The sequence below is a fragment of the Roseicyclus marinus genome, from assembly GCF_036322625.1.
Taxonomy (GTDB): domain Bacteria; phylum Pseudomonadota; class Alphaproteobacteria; order Rhodobacterales; family Rhodobacteraceae; genus Roseicyclus; species Roseicyclus marinus_A.
Genome location: NZ_AP027266.1, coordinates 831,134 through 847,853 on the forward strand (window position 1 = coordinate 831,134; position 16,720 = coordinate 847,853).

The window sequence follows — 16,720 nt, forward strand, 5'->3', positions numbered from 1 at the left end:
TCTTTGGCGTCACCTCGTGACCGGGTAGGCGTCCGCGAAGCCGAGATCCCGCACGGTGCGCAGCATGGTCGCGCGTTCCTGTTCCGTCTGGGCCGGGCCGACAACCACCCGCCAGAACCGGCGGCCGTTGGTGCTTTGGTCATATATTGTCGGCACAAGACCGGCATTGCGCAAGGCCTGCCCGGTGTTGTTGGCGTTTTCCTGCACAGAGAAGATGCCGATCTGGACGAAGGGCCGCTCGAGCGTGCTGGTTGCTGTCGCTGCGGGCGCGGGCGCGGCAGCGGCGGCGGGCCTGGGCGCGGGGCTGGCCGTTTCCTCGGCCCGTTCGGCCTCGGTGATGGCGGCGGCGGCGGCGGCGATGGGGTCGCCGATCGGGGTGGCGGTGATCTCGGGCGTGGCGATCGCGGTCTCCGCCCCGGCGACCTCGGCGGTCTGAGCCTCGGGGGCGGGGGTGACGACGGGGTCGGGGCGTTCCTCGCGGCGGAGTGCCGTGACCTGCACCTGCGTCGGATCGCCCGCAAGGATGTTGAGCGCCGCCGCGGCATCGGAGGATATCATCAGCGCGGGCCCGGGTCGGTCGATCTCGCGCCGGAACAACGCCCCGATGACGAAGCGGCCGTTTTCCTCGTTGCGGATGATCACGCGCTCGGGGTCGTCGGCGGTGGGATGGGCCACCCAGACCCCGCCGAGCGAGGGTCGGCCATCCCACAGACCTTCCTCGGTGACCTGGAAGACTTCGGGGGCTTCGACATCGCGTTCGACAAGCCGCGTCGCGCCGATGGGGGCGGGGGTGCCCTCGGCCGCGGAACCCGCGCGGAGATTGGCGAAGGGCGAGCCGCCCTCGCCGCAGGCGGTGAGCGCCAGGAGGGCGCAGGCGGCAAGACCCAGCCGGGCCTGCTTGGGTGTCTTGTGCAATCGGGTCATCTGCTGCTCTGTCCGCGCTCGACGGGCACCATGGTGCCTCTGGTTTCGCGGCCCGATGCCGTCTTTCGGGCAGGGTGCCGCTTTCGTTTGGCGGATAGATACCCTGTTCGGCCTTGTCTGGAAACCCGTTTGCCGAGGGCGCGGCAGCGGATCGCCGATAGGGTGCGGCCCGGAGCATCTTTCAGAATCGCCGGAGCGCGCTTACCAGAGCGCCAGGCCGGAGGAGTGGCCGAGCGGTTTAAGGCACCGGTCTTGAAAACCGGCGTGCGTGAGAGCGTACCGTGGGTTCGAATCCCACCTCCTCCGCCACCGCCCTATGTCTCTGTTTTTATTACAGATTCCGCGTCAAATTCCCGCCTTATTCCCGTGGCTTGCGAGGCAGGCCTGCGAACAGAGACTCACTGTAACTGGTCGTTTGCGCTGGTTTTCGGATGCGGTCTCTGTTGGCCCGATTTGCCGGTGTGGTTTTTCGGGATTTCCCTGATGCTGGGTATTTTACAGGGAATTCCCGCCGTTTTCCGCCATTGTGGTGGTCTGGGGCTCTGAATCGCTCAGCGTTTTCAGTTGGTTGCTCGCAAATTCCCTGCGCCCCGGAACAGGGAATTTTTCCCGTCGAACAGGGAAACATCCACAAGAAACAGGGATCTTGTCGTGCGCAGCAGGAAGGCGATCAGGCCGTGAGCCCGAAGCGGCGCTCCTGATCAGACCAAGTTAACGGCAGCGAGCTGCGGACGAGAACTTCAAGAGAGAGCTCGACGGGTTGGGTGCCGGTGATGATGGCTTGCTGCAGGGAGGGTGATAGCGTGGCCAGTGGCAGGAGACGGGCGACATAGCTCTCAGAGCGAGCTTCGGTTTGGGCGATGTCTTTGAGCGACCATCCACTCTTCATCATGTCAGCCCATCGATGCGCGAGCCGTAGGGCTCGAAGAAGTGTCCGATCTGGTTTTGGTGCCCTTGAGCCGACGATGATCTTTGTTTCCACGCCACGGCGACGAAGGGAGAGGGGCGCTTGGAAGGCAAGCAAGCTGGATGTGAGCAGAGCGCCGTCGAGACCGGACAGGCTTGCAATGGCTGTCCTGTCGAGCCGGATGTGGAGATGGTCCTGGATGATCTCGATAGAGGCTATTGCATGCGCGATGACGGCGCAGCCCTTGGCTCTGATCGATTTGGCCATGCCTTGGACCTGAGCTGCGGCGCTGGCCTGTTCGGTCGCGGATCCCGATTGCAGCACCTCGTGGCGTGTCGCTTGCGTCTCGAGATGTCCCGCAATCACCTCGACGATGGCGGCTTCAAGCGCCGGGGCGGGAAGGCGCCAGCCTTTGGGGTCTGGTCCAGCAGAGATAAGGCGGTTCGAGACATAGTATCGGAAGCGTCGACCACGTGCCTGCGTATGGGTGGGCGTGAGCAGATCGCCAGTCTCGTCCCGTAGCTTGCCTAAGAGCGGGGCGTCCGGGGTCGCGTCCTTCAGGGATCCGGTTGGGTGTTGCGATCCACGCTGCCGGGCGCTGGCCGATTGTAGCTGTACCTGCACCCTTTCCCAGAGCACCTCATCGATGATCGCGCTGTGCGTTCCCGGCCAGATCCGATCGTGGTGTCGGATCTGACCGCGGTAGATCGGGTTGGTCAGGATCCGATGGATATGGCCTCGACCGAGGAGGCCGCCGCCTTGCGTGCGTCCGCTCGTGAAGCAGCGATGTTTTGACCGTAGCCCTTCAGCCGCGGCGGCCCGGGCGGTGGCATTGAGACAGCCACGCTCAAGGTAGAGGGTGAATAGACGAAGGACGGTCTCGGCCTCGGCTTTGTTGATCACGAGTTCGCGTCGGTTCGTGTCGGGATGGGGATCATAGCCGAGAGGCGGCAGACCACCCATCCAGAGCCCCTTCTTCTTCGAGGCGGCAATCTTGTCGCGGATCCGCTCGGCGGTGACCTCGCGCTCGAACTGGGCAAAGGAGAGGAGCACGTTGAGGGTCAGGCGCCCCATGGAGGACGAGGTGTTGAAGGCCTGCGTCACGGAGACGAAGGAGCAGCTTGCGGCGTCAAAGCGGTCCACGAGCTTTGCGAAGTCGGCGAGGGATCGCGTCAGCCGGTCGATCTTGTAGACCACGACCATGTCGACGCGCCCTGCCTCGATGTCGCTGAGCAAGCGCTGTAGCGCAGGGCGCTCCAGCGTGCCGCCGGAAACGCCGCCGTCGTCATAACGGGACGGCAGGCACTTCCAGCCCTCGTGCTTTTGGCTGGCGATGTAGGCGGCGCAGGCTTCCGCCTGCGCATCAAGCGAGTTGTAATCCTGATCGAGACCCTCTTCGGAGGATTTGCGTGTGTAGATCGCACAACGGATAGCCGGCTTGGTCATGACGCGGCCTTCGCATTCAAGCCAAAGAAGCGTGGTCCGGACCAGTGCGCGCCGGTGATCTCGCGGGCAATGACTGAGAGGGAGCGCCAGCGCTGGCCGTTCCAAAGGTAGCCATTCTCGACAACCTCAACGACATGGGTGACGCCGTTCCATTCCCGCAACAGGCGGCCACCGGGCTTGAGGTTGGGGGATATGCTCCGGCCCGAGCCACCTTCTGTGTCTCGCCTGAGCGCTGCGAGAACTTGCTTTGGCAGTCCGCCCGATCTTCTGGCCTGGAGTTCGAAGGCCAAGAAGCGGCGCAGGCAGGTGCGGCCTATTCCCTTTGGTGCAGGTCTGCCGAAGATCTGTGACCAGGCCGCGAGAAGCGCGGCCCGATCCATACCTTCAAGATCAGCGAGGCGGATCATGTGGCTGATCCGGGCGTGGCGATGATGCGGTAAACTGCGCTGCCGGTCGTGCCCTCTTCAGTCGCTGTGCGCTCGACCGCATACCCGGCCTTGCGAAGCCCGCTGAGGGCTGCGCGTGCCGAATGCGGTTGCCAGCCGGTGGCTGAGCAGATTGCTGCAAGGCTTGCACCCTTTGGCTGCGCGAGCAGCGCCCGCACCATCTCTATCTTCGTTTGCTTGGGCTTGGACATGAGTTCTCTCCTCGGTTGGTTGGACCGACGACGTGTCGGTCCTTGTACCGAGGCAGGCCCGGGAGTGATCCGGGCGTGGGTGCAGTACCGCTCTGTTCGCAGAGGAAGTCGAGCGCGTTCTGCGCTGCCTGAGAGGCCAAGTTACGCGGTGCCATAGCTGCGATAGATTGAGCGGTTTGACTAAGCATCAGTAGCTGTAACCAATTGTAATAAAGCAAAAATATTACGTCAGGCCCCTTGATCTCGCTTGACACGCTCGCGCCTTTTGGCAAGGTGACAGTGCTTCAGCAGAACAGCCCTCACGACTGGGGCATGAGGGCCCTCGGAGGAGGGCCTCTGGGCAGTCCGAAGCCACTTCACCGGATCGCGTGATCCGGGAGGCGGCGGTCTGTTCAGCGCTCCCGAGATCAGCAGCGATCCATTCCGATCAAGCGCCCGAACGGCGTCACCACGAATGGAGGCTTTAATGTCGAAACCCGAAACACCCCAAACCCGTACGCGCCGCAATCGGCCGATCTGGTGCAGCCAGCAGATCGAGCAGGTGCCAATCACCGAGCTGACCCGTTACGGTAAGCGACTTCGGTCTCATGACGACAAAAGCCTCGCTCGCCTTGCTGAAGCGATTGCCGAGTTTGGGTTCGTTGTCCCGGTCGTGATCGACGGCGCAGGGGGTATCGTCTCCGGGGAGGCGCGGATTGAGGCGGCGCGGCGACTTGGTCTTGAGAGCGTCCCTGCGATCCGCGTCGACCACCTTACGCGGGAGCAGGTTCGGGCCTACCGGATTGCCGAGAACCGTCTGGCCGAGCTGTCGAGCTGGAACCGCGATGCGTTGCGCCTCGAGTTCGCCGAACTTGCTGAACTGCAGCTGGAGGACGCGCTTGCGTTTGATCTTACCATCACTGGCTTTGATACGCCCGAGATCGATCTGCTGATCCTCGATCCTGAGGAGCAGAGTGCATCGCCTTGCGAAGTCATCGAGCATCCAGATCGCGCTACGGTGCCGGTGACACGACGTGGCGATCTTTGGCAGTTGGGACGTCACAGGCTGTTGTGCGGCGACGCTCTGGACCGGGAGACCTATGCTCAGCTCCTTGGCGGTGATCATGGGGGAGGGGTGCGGATGGTGTTCACGGACCCGCCTTACAATGTTCCGGTGAACGGGCATGTGCGCAGCGCCAAAAACGGGCACCGTGAGTTCGCGATGGCTTCGGGCGAAATGAGTGAGGATCAGTTCGCGATCTTCCTGCGGACCTTCCTTGGGAGGGTGCTTGACGCACTCGTCCCGGGGGGCGTGGCCATGGTTTGCATGGATTGGCGCCACATCGATCAGGTAATCGTAGCGGGCAAATCCTGCGGCTTCGATCTGATCAATCCCAGCGTGAGGGCCGACTTCGTGGTCGCACCAGTGACCTCGTGAAGCTCATTGAGGGGTGCCGCGGATATGACCCGCGCCCCGACCCTCATCCAGCTGGACATGCGCGCCGCGTCGCGTCGCGCCTCGATCCGCGGCCTCTCCTGACGATCGGAGAAGCGCCGCGGCAGATGTCGGTTCCCCGGATCTCAGGACGGGATTGCTGTTGTTGGCAGTGTGATCTCGAGCACAAGGGTGCGACCCCGTTCCATCCTGACCCTTGCGCCAATTCGCCGGGCCATGTGGGACGCGATTTCCCAGGCCATATCGATCCGGTCATAGCTCTCTGGATCCGCGCTGTCGGCATGTGCGTTGCCGTCATGGGTAACCAAGATCCGGGCGCGGGTGCCGCGCTTGGCTTGGCCGAGGATCTTCGCTCCGAGGGTCACGGAGCTGGTGCCGGAGGTGATCATGGCGATTTCCAGCATCAGCAAGAGGATCTGAAGCAGGGTCTCGGCATCGATTGCCTCCAAGGGCAGGTCGGGAAGGTCGGGGGCGATGTCGAGGCCGGTCCCCGCAGCGTCAAAGGCAAAGCCGATGCGCCGATGCGCCTCGGTGCCAAGGTCCGCCAGCGTATGCACGTTGTTGCAGGCCAGCGGTTCGTCGGCCTGCAGCGCACTGAAGGCGATGATATGGTCAACGCGAAACTGCAGCATCGAAACGGCATTTGATCGCGCCTTTCGGAGTGGGTCGTCCGGGCTGTCCTGGCCGATCGCTTCCAGCCCCTGAAGCGCGTTGAGCGGGTTTCGAAGCTGGTCGCTGACCAAGTCAAGGAAGCGTGACTTCATCGAATTGGAGACCTGCATCGGGCGCACAAGCAACACGTAGATGAAGGGCCCGATGAGAACGCTCAGCATGAGCGGATCGACGACAGCCTCGATGATGCGGTGCCTGAAGATCGACGGAAAATGTGCCTCGAGCTGGAACAGCACCAACATCACGAACATTTCCACCACGAAGACGGCGGCGAGCAGCAGCAAGATCTTGAAAAGCGTGATTTCGCGTTTCATGCGGCTCTGTCTGCCGATCCGTGCATCTTGCCTGCCTGCGTGCCGGAAACCGATTGCCGGGTCCGTGGGGCCTTTGGCTCCGGTGCCATACACAATTGTGGGTTTGTCATGCCCGCGACATCCTGTTTCGTGCTCTTTGAGGTTTCTCTCATCTGGCGAAGATGCCTGGTCAAACGATCTGCGCCCCTGATTTGTCCGGCGTCGTGCTGGCACGCGATCTTGAAGGGCACTTGGAGGGCTGGGACGCTACAGCTCGATTTTCAGCGGGGCACGCCCTGCGCGAGACGGCAAGACATGCTGCATGCCCGCCAGATCCAAGAGCAAACATGTATTGCAACCATAAATTGCAAAACGATCCTGTTCGTCAACAACTTCAATCTGGATCGCAGCCTCTCCGACAGAGCCGGTTGCAAGGCCACCCGCAACGCCCCTGTCCCGGCCGAATTGGTCCACCGGCACCGCCACGGACCTTCGGGCACTGCAGATCGCCCATATGCCCCCGCGTGGCGGTCATGCCGGGCGCTCGCGTCAGCCCCCGTTCTGCTGGCGGCGGATCTCTTGCGGGGTTGCGCCGAATTCGGCCCGGAAGCGCCGCGTCATCGCCGAGGCATCGGCATAGCCCACGCGCCCCGCGATCTCGGTCACCGACAGGGCGCTGTCTTGCACCAGCCGCAAGGCCTCGGACATGCGGATGGCGGTGTAGACGCCTTGCGGCGAGCGGCCCGCCGCTGCCCGGCAGCGCGTCTCGAGGCCCCGCTGGCTCACGCCCAGCCGTCGGGCCAGTTTGGGGATCGGCAAGGGCTGTTCGAGGTGTCGCCGCATCAGCGCCGCGGCGGCGCGCAGCACCCTGTCGCCCGTCAAACCGGGCAGATGCGGTCCCATCGCGGGCCGCTCGCCATGCATGAAAAGCGCCGCGACATCGAGGCTGAGCCTTGGCCCATGGTGGCGCGCGATCAGCTCCAGCATCAATTCCAGCGTCGTGGTGGCCCCCCCGCAGCTCAACCGGTCGCGGTCGATCACGGTGCGGTCACGCAGCACCTGCACCTCGGGAAAGCCTTCTTCGAACTCGGTCAGAACGTCCCAATGCGAGGTCGCGGCATAGCCGTCGAGCAGCCCCGCCGCCGCCAGTAGCAGGCTGCCCGTATCGAGCCCCACCAGCGCCTGACAGCGCCGCGCGGCCGAGCGCAGCGCGCGCAGCGTTTCAGGCGTGGCGAATTGGCGGTGCCCGTAGCCCGGCATCACCATCAGGTAATCGGCCCCCGGCATCTCGGACAGGCGCATCTCGGGCGTGACCGGCAGCCCGCTCGAGGCGTGCAGCGGCAGTGCGTCGAGCCCCAGGTAGGTCCAGCGATAGAGCGGTCGGCGCGACAGGCCGTTGGCCGCGCGCAAGGGTTCCACCGCATTGGCCAGGCACAGGTTCGAGAAGCCGGGAAAGAGGAGGACGGCAAAGGTGATCATGCGCGCAATTTTCGAATCCTGCAGGGTTGTCGCCCAAGTCTGCAGGATGGGCCAAAGCGGCCCTTCCTAGCAATGAAGGAGATGCGGGGAGGGCGTGATGAATTTCGGTCTGACACCGGAACAGGAGATGATCGTCTCGACGGTCCGCGACTTCGTCGAGACCGAGATCTACCCGCATGAGGCCGAGGTGGAACGTACGGGCCGGGTGCCCCCCGATCTGGCCGCCGATCTGCGCCGCAAGGTCATCGAGATGGGCTTTTGGGCCTGCAATTTTCCCGAAGCGGTGGGCGGCGGGGGCCTTGGCCATCTGGATTTCACGCTGGTCGAGCGCGAGCTTGGGCGCGGGTCCATGGCGCTGACGCATTTCTTCGGACGGCCGCAGAACATCCTCATGGCCTGCGAGGGCGATCAGCGCGACCGCTACCTGTTGCCCGCCGTGCGCGGCGAGCGGATGGATGCGTTGGCCATGACCGAACCCGATGCCGGCTCGGACGTGCGGGGGATGAAATGCACGGCGGTACGCGATGGCGGCGATTGGGTCGTCAACGGGACCAAGCATTTCATCTCGGGTGCCGATCACGCCGATTTCTTCATCGTCTTCGTCGCCACCGGCGTCGATGACACGCCCCATGGGCCGAAAAAGCGGATCACCTGTTTTCTGGTCGATCGCGGGCATCCCGGCTTTACCGTGCGCGATGGCTACAATTCGGTGAGCCACCGGGGCTACAAGAACTGCATCCTCGAATTCGACGATTGCCGCCTGCCGGACGCCCAGGTGCTGGGCGCGGTCGATGGTGGCTTCGACGTGATGAACACATGGCTTTACGCCACCCGTCTGACGGTTGCGGCCTTTTCGGTGGGCCGCGCGCGGCGCTGTTTCGACATGGCCGTCGATTGGGCCGCCGAGCGGCGGCAGTTCGGCCAACAGATCGCCAAGTTCCAGGGCGTCAGTTTCCAGGTCGCCGACATGGTGACCGAGATCGACGCCGCCGATTGGCTGACGCTTGCGGCGGCCTGGCGGCTGGACCAGGGCCTGCCCGCCAACCGCGAGATCGCCTCCGCCAAGCTCTATGCCTCCGAGATGCTGGCGCGCGTCACCGATACCACCCTGCAGATCCATGGCGGCATGGGCCTGATGGATGACCTGCCCATCGAACGCTTCTGGCGGGATGCGCGCGTGGAACGCATCTGGGATGGCACATCGGAAATCCAACGCCACATCATCGGGCGCGAGATCTTTCGCCCCAAGGGCGCCTGAGATGCAACCGCTCGCGCGCCTCATGCGCCCAGCTTCCATCGCCGTGGTGGGTGGGGGCACGTGGTGCGCGGCGGTCGTCGAGGGCTGTCGCCGCATCGGGTTCGCCGGACCCGTCTGGCCGGTGCATCCGACCAGGCCCGAGATCGCGGGCCTCCCCGCCTTTGCCTCTGTTGCGGCGCTGCCCGAGGCACCTGATGCCGTTTTCATCGGCGTCAATCGCGCGGCCAGCATCGAGGTGCTCGGCGCGCTCTCTGCCATGGGGGCAGGGGGGGCTGTCTGTTTCGCCTCGGGCTTTCGGGAATCCACCTCCGAAACCGGGGATGGCGCGGCGCTCGAGGCGGCGCTGGTCGCGGCCGCGGGTCCGATGCGCATCCTCGGGCCGAATTGCTACGGCTTTCTCAACCTGCTCGACGGGGCATCGCTCTGGCCCGATCAGCATGGGGCCGAACGGGGGACGCGCGGTGTCGCCATCGTCACCCAATCCTCGAACCTTGCGCTGAACCTGACCATGCAGGCGCGTGGCCTCCCGCTCGCCTATGTCGTGACGGTCGGCAATCAGGCGCAATCGGGCCTGCCCGAGATCGCCGAGACCTTGCTCGAGGATCCGCGCGTCACCGCGCTTGGCCTGCATGTGGAGGGGGTGGGCCACCTGCCCGCCTTCATCGCCATGGCCGCGCGCGCGCGGGCCTTGGGCAAGCCCGTGGTGATCCTGAAATCCGGGTCCTCCGAAGGGGCGCGTGCCGCCGCCCTGTCGCATACCGGCTCGCTTGCGGGCAATGATGCGGGGGCGGGGGCGCTTTTCGACCGGCTGGGCATGGCGCGGGTCCGCACACCGGCCGAAATGGTCGAGGCGCTGAAGCTTCTCCACGCGATCGGCCCGCTGTCGTCGACCCGCATCGGGGTCCTGTCGAGCTCGGGGGGTGAGGCCGGGATCATCGCCGATATGGTCGAGCATCGCGCGCTCGATTGTCCCCCCCTGACGCAGACGCAGCGCGACGGGTTGCGCGCGGCCCTTGGGCCCAAGGTGGCGCTCGCCAACCCGCTTGATTACCACACCTATATCTGGGGCGACCGGGATGCGCTGGCCCGTGTCTTTGCCGCCATGCTGGCCCCCCATATCGCCATCGGGGTCGCCATCCTCGACTTTCCGCGCCCGGACCGCTGCGATGCGGCCGCGTGGGAGATCGTGATCGAGGCCTGCGCCGATGCGATGGCGGCGACGGGCAAGCCCATGGCGATCCTGTCGAGCCTCACCGAAACGATGCCCGAGGCGACGGCCAAGGCGATGATGGCGCGCGGTGTCGTGCCGCTGGCGGGCTTTGCCGAAGGTCTGGCCGCGCTCGAGGCGGCCGCGCGGCTGGGACAGGTGCCGGGGCAGGGGCATCGCGCGGGCGATCCGCTTGTGCCGGGGCCGGAGCCGGTCAACGCCCGCCTTCTGACCGAAGCCCAAGCCAAGGCGCTTTTGGCCGAGCATGGCGTGCCCGTGCCGCGCCGGGCCCTTGCCGCATCGCCGACCGAGGCGGCAGAGGCCGCAGCGCGGATCGGCTTTCCCGTGGTGCTCAAGGCGCTGGGCGTGGCCCACAAGACCGAGGCGGGCGCGATTGCGCTGAACCTGTCCGACGCCCCTGCGGTCGCGGCGGCTGCCGCGCGGATGGGCGGCGCCGAATTTCTTGTAGAAGAAATGGTGGATGGCAGCGTGGCCGAGGTCCTTGTCGGCATCCTGCGCGACCCGGCCCATGGTTTCGTTCTGACGCTGGGCGCGGGCGGTGTGCTGACCGAGGTGTTGGCCGACACGACCTCGCTCCTGCTTCCCGTGCGTGCCGATGACATCGACGCGGCCCTCGACCGGCTTCGCATCGCACCGCTGCTGCGCGGTTATCGGGGCAGACCCGCCGCCGACCGCGCGGGCCTGATCGCCGCGATCCTTGCCGTGCAGGATTGCGCCATGGCCCATGCCGCGACCCTTCTGGAGCTGGAGATCAACCCGCTCATCGCCACCCCTGACCGCGCCGTCGCGGTCGATGCCCTGATCCAACTGGGAGAGAGACCATGACCGACAGCCCCAGCCCCATCCGCACCACCCGCCGTGGCGCGGTGCTCGAGGTGACGCTGGACCGGCCAAAGGCCAATGCCATCGATGCCGCCACCAGCCGGATCATGGGCGAGGTCTTTACCGGTTTCCGCGACGACCCCGACTTGCGCGTGGCCATCCTGACCGGGGCGGGCGAGAAATTCTTTTGCCCCGGCTGGGATCTCAAGGCCGCCGCCGCGGGCGAGGCCCCGGATACCGATTACGGTGTCGGCGGCTTTGGTGGCCTGCAGGAGCTGCGGGGCCTCAACAAACCCGTCATCGCCGCCGTCAACGGCATCGCCTGCGGGGGTGGGCTGGAACTGGCGCTGTGTGCCGACATCATCCTTGCCGCCGATCACGCGACCTTTGCCCTGCCGGAAATCCGCTCGGGGACGGTGGCCGATGCGGCCTCGATCAAGCTGCCCAAACGCATCCCCCATCACATCGCGATGGAGCTTTTGTTCACCGGCCGCTGGTTCGACGCCGCCGAAGCGGCGCGTTGGGGTCTTGTGAACCGCGTGCTGCCGGGGTCCGAGCTGTTGGAGGCCGCCCGCGCCATGGCCGATGATCTGGCCGCAGGTCCGCCGCTGGTCTTTGCCGCGATCAAGGAAATCGTGCGCGAGGCCGAGGCGATGGCCTTCACCGATGCGCTCAACCGGATCACGCGCAGCCAGTTCGAAACGGTCGAACGTCTCTATCGTTCGGATGATCAGAAAGAAGGCGCGCGCGCCTTTGCCGAGAAACGCGATCCGGTCTGGAAAGGGAGATAACCCAGATGCCGCTGACCATGAGCCGAGAGGTTTTCATCACCTGTGCCGTGACCGGATCGGGCGGCACGCAGGACCGCAGCCCCCATGTGCCGCGCAGCCCCGAAGCGATCGCCAAGAGCGCCATCGACGCGGCCCGGGCGGGGGCCGCCATCGTCCATTGCCATGTCCGCGACCCGGAGACGGGCGCGCCCTCGCGCCGGCTCGACCTCTACCGCGAGGTGACCGAGCGCATCCGCGACGCCGAGGTGGACGTGGTCCTGAACCTGACCGCCGGCATGGGCGGCGACATCGTCTTTGGCGGCACCGACAGCCCGCTGCCCGTGGCCCCCGGAACCGACATGGTCGGCGCCGAGGAACGCGTGGCGCATGTCGCCCAATGCCTGCCCGAGATCTGCACGCTCGATTGCGGCACGATGAATTTCGCCGAGGCCGATTACGTCATGACCAACACGCCAGGCATGCTGCGCGCCATGGGGCGGATGATGACCGATCTGGGCGTGAAGCCCGAGATCGAGGCCTTCGACACCGGCCACCTCTGGTTCGCCAAGGAACTGGTCAAGGAAGGCGTGCTGGACAGCCCCGCCCTTGTCCAGCTGTGCATGGGCGTGCCATGGGGCGCGCCCGATGACCTCAACACTTTCATGGCGATGGTCAACAACGTGCCGCAGGACTGGACCTTTTCGGCCTTTTCGCTGGGCCGCAACCAGATGGCCTATGCCGCCGCCGCCGTGCTGGCGGGGGGCCATGTCCGCGTCGGGCTCGAGGATAATCTCTGGCTCGACAAGGGCGTGCTGGCCACCAACGCGCAACTGGTCGAGCGTGCCGTGGGCATCGTCGAACGGATGGGCGCCCGCGTGATGACCCCGGCCGAGGTGCGCGCGAAACTGGGGCTGGTGAAACGGGCGCCCGGCGCATGAGCCGCCGCATCGTCATCACCGGCGGTGCCTCGGGCCTTGGCCTGGCCATGGCGCGCGCCTTCATGGGGCAGGGCGATCGCGTCGCCGTCTGCGATGCCGACCCCGCCGCCGTGGCCGCCGTACCCGATGGCCTGCGCGCCGATGTGGCCGACGTGACCGACGAGGCCGCGATGGGGCGCTTCCTTGGACAGATCGAGGCCGATTGGGGCGGGGCCGATGTGGTCATCTCCAACGCCGGCATCGGCGGACCCGCAGGCCCGCTCGAAGATCTGGCGTTCGACGATTGGCAACGCTGCCTGTCTGTCAATCTCGACGGGGCCTTTCTGACCTGCCGCTGGGCGGCCCGCGTGATGAAGGGGCAGGGCGCGGGGCTGATCCTGCTCACCAGTTCCGTCTCGGGGCTCTTCGGCTTTCCCTTCCGCACGCCCTATGTGGCGGCGAAATGGGGGATCGTGGGCCTGACCAAGGCGCTCGCCTCCGAGCTTGGGCCGCATGGTATCCGCGTCAACGCGATCTGCCCCGGCGCAGTCGAGGGGCCGCGCATGGACCGTGTTCTCGCGATGGAGGCCGCGGCCCGTGGCGTGACAGAGGACGCGGTGCGCGCAGGCTTTACCGAAGGGGCCGCGCTGCGCCGCTTCGTGACCGCGGACGAGGTCGCGGCGATGGCGCTGTTTCTTGCCTCGCCGGGGGCGGCGGCGATCAGCGGGCAGGCGCTCGCGGTGGATGGACATACCGAAAGGACGACATGATGGGACGGAAAGCGGCGATCATCGGGGGCGGCGTCATCGGCGGCGGCTGGGCTGCGCGCTTCCTCCTGAACGGCTGGGACGTGGCGGTTTTCGACCCCGACCCGGAGGCGGCGCGCAAGATCGGCGAAGTGCTGGCCAATGCGCGCCGGTCGCTGCCGGGCCTTTATGAACGCGCGCTGCCGCCCGAGGGGGTGTTGAGCTATCACAGCGATCTGGCAGAGGCCGTGGCCGGTGCGGATTGGGTGCAGGAAAGCGTGCCCGAACGGCTGGACCTCAAGCACGGGGTTCTGACCCGGATCATGGCGGCAGCCCCAGCGGACGCCGTGATCGGCAGCTCGACCTCGGGCTTCAAACCCTCCGAATTGAACGAGAAAGGCGCGCGCGCCATCGTCGCCCACCCGTTCAACCCGGTCTATCTTTTGCCCTTGGTCGAACTGGTGGGCGCAAGCGATCAGACCGCCAAGGCCGCCGACATCCTGCGCACCATCGGCATGTTCCCCCTGACGCTCCGCAAGGAGATCGACGCCCATATCGCCGACCGCTTTCTCGAAGCCGTCTGGCGCGAGGCGCTGTGGCTCGTGAAGGACGGCATCGCCACGACCGAGGAAATCGACGAGGCGATCCGCATGGGCTTTGGCCTGCGCTGGGCGCAGATGGGCCTGTTCGAAACCTACCGGATCGCGGGCGGCGAGGCGGGCATGCGCCATTTCCTCGCGCAGTTCGGGCCCTGCCTGACATGGCCCTGGACCAAGCTGATGGATGTGCCCGACTTCAACGACGCGCTTGTCGACCTGATCGCGGGTCAATCCGATGCGCAATCGGGGCATCGCTCGATCCGCGACCTGGAACGGCTGCGCGATGAGAACCTCGTCGGGATCATGCGCGCGCTCAAGCGCACCGGCTCGGGCGCGGGGGGCGTGATCCGAGCCCATGAACAAAGCCTGCCCTTGGGCGGCACGGGGCCCGACGGGTTGCCGGTGACGCTCGACATCCAGGTGCCGACCAGTTTCGTCGATTACAACGGCCACATGAACGAGGCGCGCTACATGGAGGTGGCCTCGCGCGCCTCGGACCGTTTCATGGCGATGGTCGGGGCCGATGACGCCTATATCGCGGGCGGTTTCAGCTATTTCACCGCCGAGAACCACATCCGCTATTTCGCCGAGATCGCCATCGGCGACCGCGTCACGGTGACGACACAGGCTTTGGGGGGCGACGGGCGCAAGCTGCACCTGCTCAACCGTTTCTGGACCGGGGGCGAGACCCCCGCCGCGACGGTGGAAACGCTGCTGTTGCATGTCGACCTGTCGACCCGGCGTGTCGTGGCCCCCGAAGGCCCCGTGGCGGAGCGGACCGCCGCCTATGTCGCGGCCCATGCCGATCATCCCAGGCCCGACCGCATCGTGTTGAACCAGCCGCGGGGCTAAGATGCCTGGCCCTGCGCGCCCGGCCTTTTGCGGGTCGGGCGGGCGTCGGCCGCGGATCTGCATATTTGGAGAAACATGAAGGGCAGGGGGCGCGGTCAGGCGCCCGCCGCTACCTGCCCGGCCTCGCGCGCCTCCAGCAGGCGGGTCAGCCAATCGGGGTCCATCTCGGGCACCGAGGACAAGAGCAACTCCGTATAGGGTTCGTGCGGAGCGGCGAGCGCGAACATCTCGGCCTTGGGCCCCTGTTCCACGACCCGGCCGCGCTGCATCACCACCACCTCGTCCGCGATGGCCCGCACCGTGCCGAGGTCATGGGTGATGAACATGTAGGCCAGCCCGAATTCCCCCTGCAACCGGTCCAAGAGCTTCAGGATGCCTTCCTGCACGATCTGGTCGAGCGCCGATGTGACCTCGTCGCAGATGATCAGCCTTGGCTCGGCGGCCAGCGCGCGGGCGATGCCGATGCGCTGCTTCTGTCCGCCGGACAATTCGCCGGGCAGGCGGTCGATATAGGTGTCGGGGTCCAGTTCGATCAGCGCGAGCAGGTCGCGGACCCTTTCGGTCAGTTTGCGCCCCTGCAAGCCAAGATACATCTGCGCAGGCCGCCCGATCAGCTCGCGCAGGCGCAGCTTGGGGTTCAGCGCGGTATCGGCCATCTGGTAGATCATCTGGACCTGGCGCAACTGTTCGCGCGTGCGCCCCTTGAGCGCCGGGGGCAGGGCGCTGTTCTCGAACAGCACCTCGCCCCGTTTCGGCGGCAAAAGCCCGGTGATGACTCGCGCGGTCGTCGACTTGCCAGAGCCGCTTTCGCCCACCACGGCCACGGTGCGGCCCGCGTGGATGTCGAAGCTGACATCCTCCAGCACGTTCACGGTGCCATAGGCGGCGGTGACATTGCGCACCGACAGGATCGGCGTGCCCGTGGGGGCAGGCTGTTCGGCGCGGGCGAAGCTGCGCACGGCCCAGAGCGATTTGGTATATTCCTCGCGCGGTGCCTCGAGCATCTGGCGCGTCTCGGCCTCTTCCACCTCTTCGCCCCGCAAGAGCACCTTGATCCGGTCGGCGGCCTGCGCCACCACGGCCAGGTCATGGGTGATGTAGATGGCGGCGGTATCGAACTGCCGGACGATGTCGCGGATCGCGGCCAGAACCTCGATCTGGGTCGTCACGTCCAATGCGGTGGTGGGCTCGTCGAAGATGATCAGGTCCGGCCGGCAGGCCATGGCCATGGCCGTCATCGCGCGCTGCAATTGCCCGCCCGAAACCTGGTGGGGGTAACGAAAGCCGATCCCCTCGGGGTCGGGCAGCTGCATGCGGCGGTAGAGGTCGATCGCGTCCCGCTCGGCCGCGTCGCGCGACATCACGTCATGGACGACCGGCACCTCGCAATACTGGTCGATCAGCTTGTGGGCGGGGTTGAAGCTTGCCGCTGCCGATTGCGCCACATAGGCGATGCGCGCGCCGCGCAGGTCGCGTTTGGCCGCCTCGGTCGCGCGGCGCAGGTCGGTCCCGTCGAAATCGATGGTGCCGCCCGTGATCCGGCAGCCGTCGCGGGCAAAGCCCATCGCGGCCAGACCCACGGTCGATTTGCCCGCGCCGCTTTCGCCGATCAGGCCCAGAACCTCGCCCCGGTGCAGCGTCAGGTTCACGCCCTTGACGATCTCGGACCAGGTGTCGCCCGAGCGTCCCTCGATCCGCAGATCTTCAATCTTCAGTAATATTTCGCCGCGCATCT

14 protein-coding genes and 1 tRNA gene are annotated in these 16,720 nt (G+C 66.0%); 8 read left to right on the plus strand and 7 right to left on the minus strand.

Annotated elements, in window-relative coordinates; all coding sequences use genetic code 11:
• Nucleotides 1-9 precede the first annotated feature (9 nt).
• Nucleotides 10-924, minus strand: coding sequence for an SPOR domain-containing protein (locus AABA51_RS04065; protein ID WP_338274653.1), 915 nt, complete (start codon nt 922-924; stop codon nt 10-12).
• A 219-nt stretch (nt 925-1,143) separates the two neighbouring features.
• Between AABA51_RS04065 and AABA51_RS04070 the strand changes: the two genes are divergently transcribed.
• Nucleotides 1,144-1,233: transfer RNA gene (locus AABA51_RS04070), tRNA-Ser, on the plus strand.
• Between the two features lie 361 nt (nt 1,234-1,594).
• Here AABA51_RS04070 and AABA51_RS04075 read toward each other — a convergent pair.
• From AABA51_RS04075 to AABA51_RS04085, 3 genes are read right to left on the minus strand one after another with little or no spacing between them, the layout of a single operon-like run.
• Nucleotides 1,595-3,277 (minus strand): recombinase family protein, encoded by a 1,683-nt coding sequence (locus AABA51_RS04075; RefSeq protein WP_338274655.1) that lies wholly within the window; start codon nt 3,275-3,277, stop codon nt 1,595-1,597.
• Nucleotides 3,274-3,684 carry a DUF2924 domain-containing protein gene (locus AABA51_RS04080; RefSeq protein WP_338274657.1) on the minus strand — a complete coding sequence of 137 codons (411 nt, stop codon included), beginning with the start codon at nt 3,682-3,684 and terminating at the stop codon, nt 3,274-3,276. The genes AABA51_RS04075 and AABA51_RS04080 overlap by 4 nt, the downstream gene beginning before the upstream one ends.
• Nucleotides 3,681-3,914, minus strand: a complete 234-nt coding sequence (locus AABA51_RS04085) for a DUF3489 domain-containing protein (protein ID WP_338274659.1) — start codon at nt 3,912-3,914, stop codon at nt 3,681-3,683. The genes AABA51_RS04080 and AABA51_RS04085 overlap by 4 nt, the downstream gene beginning before the upstream one ends.
• 466 nt (nt 3,915-4,380) lie before the next feature.
• On the opposite strand from AABA51_RS04085, the gene AABA51_RS04090 reads away from it, so the two are divergent.
• On the plus strand, nt 4,381-5,331 hold the full coding sequence (locus AABA51_RS04090) for a site-specific DNA-methyltransferase (RefSeq protein ID WP_338274661.1): 951 nt from the start codon (nt 4,381-4,383) through the stop codon (nt 5,329-5,331).
• Between the two features lie 143 nt (nt 5,332-5,474).
• Here AABA51_RS04090 and AABA51_RS04095 read toward each other — a convergent pair whose 3' ends face one another.
• Nucleotides 5,475-6,335 (minus strand): hypothetical protein, encoded by an 861-nt coding sequence (locus AABA51_RS04095; protein ID WP_338274664.1) that lies wholly within the window; start codon nt 6,333-6,335, stop codon nt 5,475-5,477.
• Nucleotides 6,336-6,863: 528 nt separating this feature from the next.
• Complete coding sequence (locus AABA51_RS04100) at nt 6,864-7,793, minus strand: GlxA family transcriptional regulator (RefSeq protein ID WP_338274666.1); 930 nt, start codon at nt 7,791-7,793, stop codon at nt 6,864-6,866.
• Nucleotides 7,794-7,890: 97 nt separating this feature from the next.
• Between AABA51_RS04100 and AABA51_RS04105 the strand changes: the two genes are divergently transcribed.
• Genes AABA51_RS04105 through AABA51_RS04130 form a run of 6 tightly spaced genes read left to right on the plus strand, consistent with a single transcriptional unit; the run spans nt 7,891 to nt 14,985 of the window.
• Nucleotides 7,891-9,051, plus strand: a complete 1,161-nt coding sequence (locus AABA51_RS04105; protein WP_338274668.1) for an acyl-CoA dehydrogenase family protein — start codon at nt 7,891-7,893, stop codon at nt 9,049-9,051.
• Between the two features lie 22 nt (nt 9,052-9,073).
• A complete protein-coding gene (locus AABA51_RS04110; RefSeq protein ID WP_338274670.1) occupies nt 9,074-11,104 on the plus strand; it encodes an acetate--CoA ligase family protein in 2,031 nt (676 codons plus the stop codon).
• Nucleotides 11,101-11,892, plus strand: coding sequence for a carnitinyl-CoA dehydratase (locus tag AABA51_RS04115; protein WP_338274672.1), 792 nt, complete (start codon nt 11,101-11,103; stop codon nt 11,890-11,892). The genes AABA51_RS04110 and AABA51_RS04115 overlap by 4 nt, the downstream gene beginning before the upstream one ends.
• Before the next feature lie 5 nt (nt 11,893-11,897).
• Nucleotides 11,898-12,809 carry a 3-keto-5-aminohexanoate cleavage protein gene (locus tag AABA51_RS04120; RefSeq protein ID WP_338274674.1) on the plus strand — a complete coding sequence of 304 codons (912 nt, stop codon included), beginning with the start codon at nt 11,898-11,900 and terminating at the stop codon, nt 12,807-12,809.
• Nucleotides 12,806-13,558, plus strand: coding sequence for an SDR family oxidoreductase (locus AABA51_RS04125; RefSeq protein WP_338274676.1), 753 nt, complete (start codon nt 12,806-12,808; stop codon nt 13,556-13,558). The genes AABA51_RS04120 and AABA51_RS04125 overlap by 4 nt, the downstream gene beginning before the upstream one ends.
• A complete protein-coding gene (locus AABA51_RS04130; RefSeq protein ID WP_338276429.1) occupies nt 13,558-14,985 on the plus strand; it encodes a carnitine 3-dehydrogenase in 1,428 nt (475 codons plus the stop codon). Before AABA51_RS04125 ends, AABA51_RS04130 begins: the two co-directional genes overlap by 1 nt.
• A 95-nt stretch (nt 14,986-15,080) precedes the next feature.
• On the opposite strand, the gene AABA51_RS04135 is transcribed toward AABA51_RS04130, so the two are convergent.
• Nucleotides 15,081-16,718, minus strand: coding sequence for an ABC transporter ATP-binding protein (locus tag AABA51_RS04135; protein ID WP_338274678.1), 1,638 nt, complete (start codon nt 16,716-16,718; stop codon nt 15,081-15,083).
• Between the last annotated feature and the right edge of the window lie 2 nt (nt 16,719-16,720).